The 1,593-nt window shown below is 63.0% G+C and carries 1 protein-coding gene; it reads right to left on the reverse strand.

Annotated features, from left to right (window positions below):
* The coding region (locus ACZ9W6_RS17535) for an Ig-like domain-containing protein (protein WP_465192476.1) at positions 1 to 1,593 on the reverse strand (1,593 nt) is incomplete at both ends.

Raw genomic sequence — 1,593 nt, forward strand, 5'->3', positions numbered from 1 at the left:
CGGTGAGGCTGTGGCTGCCATCGGCCAGCGTGCTGCTGGTAATGCTCCAGTTGCCCTTACCATCAACCGTTGTCGTACCGAGTAAGGTGGTGCCATCGGTGTCGTAGAGCTTGACGATGGCGTTGGCTTCGGCAGTACCAGTAATGACTGGCGTGCTGATGTTGGTGAGATAGTCCCCGCTGGTGCCGCTGTCACTGCCAGCCGAGAGGGCTGGGGTGGCGGGTGCACTTGGTGCGGTAGTGTCGATATCGACAGTCAGGCTGCTGCTGGCGGCGGAGACATTGCCGGCGGCATCGGACTGTTTGACGGTGAGGTTATGGCTGCCATCGGCCAGCGTGCTGCTGGTAATGCTCCAGTTGCCCGAGCCATCGGCAGTGGTGGTGCCCAGCAGGGTGCTGCCATCCGTGTCGTAGAGCTTGACGATGGCGTTGGCTTCGGCAGTACCAGTAATGACTGGCGTGCTGATGTTGGTGAGATAGTCCCCGCTGGTGCCGCTGTCACTGCCAGCCGAGAGGGCTGGGGTGGCGGGTGCACTTGGTGCGGTAGTGTCGATATCGACAGTCAGGCTGCTGCTGGCGGCGGAGACATTGCCGGCGGCATCGGACTGTTTGACGGTGAGGCTGTGGCTGCCATCGGCCAGCGTGCTGCTGGTAATGCTCCAGTTGCCCTTACCATCAACCGTTGTCGTACCGAGCAAGGTGGTGCCATCGGTGTCGTAGAGTTTGACGGTAGCGTTGGCCTCACCAGTGCCGGTGATGACCGGTGTGTTCACCTTGGTCAGCCCATCGCCCAGGATGCCGCTGTCCGAACCGGCGCTGAGCGTCGGCGTGGACGGGGCCGTCGGGGCGGTGCTGTCGATGGTGAGGCTGACTGCTTTGCTGGCACTGGAGGTGGTGCCGGCGGCATTGGTCTGCGTCACGGTCAGGCTGTGTACGCCATCGACCAGCGTGCTGCTGCTGACACTCCAGTTGCCACCCTTATCGACTACTCCGGTCCCCAGCACGGTCTTGCCATCGGTGTCATACAGGGTGACGGTGTCGCCCACCGTGCCGGTACCGACGACGGTGGGGGTGGTGACGCTGGTGATGCCATCACCAAGGGTAGCGCTATCACTGGCAGCCTGCAGTGCCGGCGTGCCCGGAGTGGACGGCACGGAAGTGTCAATATCGATAGTCAGGCTACTGCTGGCTGTCGAGACATTGCCGGCGGCATCGGACTGTTTGACGGTGAGGCTGTGGCTGCCATCGGCCAGCGTGCTGCTGGTAATGCTCCAGTTGCCCTTACCATCAACCGTTGTCGTACCGAGCAAGGTGGTGCCATCGGTGTCGTAGAGCTTGACGATGGCGTTGGCCTCACCGGTGCCGGTGATGACCGGTGTGTTCACCTTGGTCAGCCCATCGCCCAGGATGCCGCTGTCCGAACCGGCGCTGAGCGTCGGCGTGGATGGCGCCGCGGGAGCGCTACTATCCAGCACATAAGCCTGCGAGTAGACCGTACCGGCATTGCCGGCAGTATCCACCACCCGGATCTTCAGGGTATCGCTGCCGCTCAGTGTCTGGCCGGCCAGGCTGAAGGTGTTCTGGCCGACGGTGG

This window comes from Vogesella lacus, assembly GCF_979366295.1.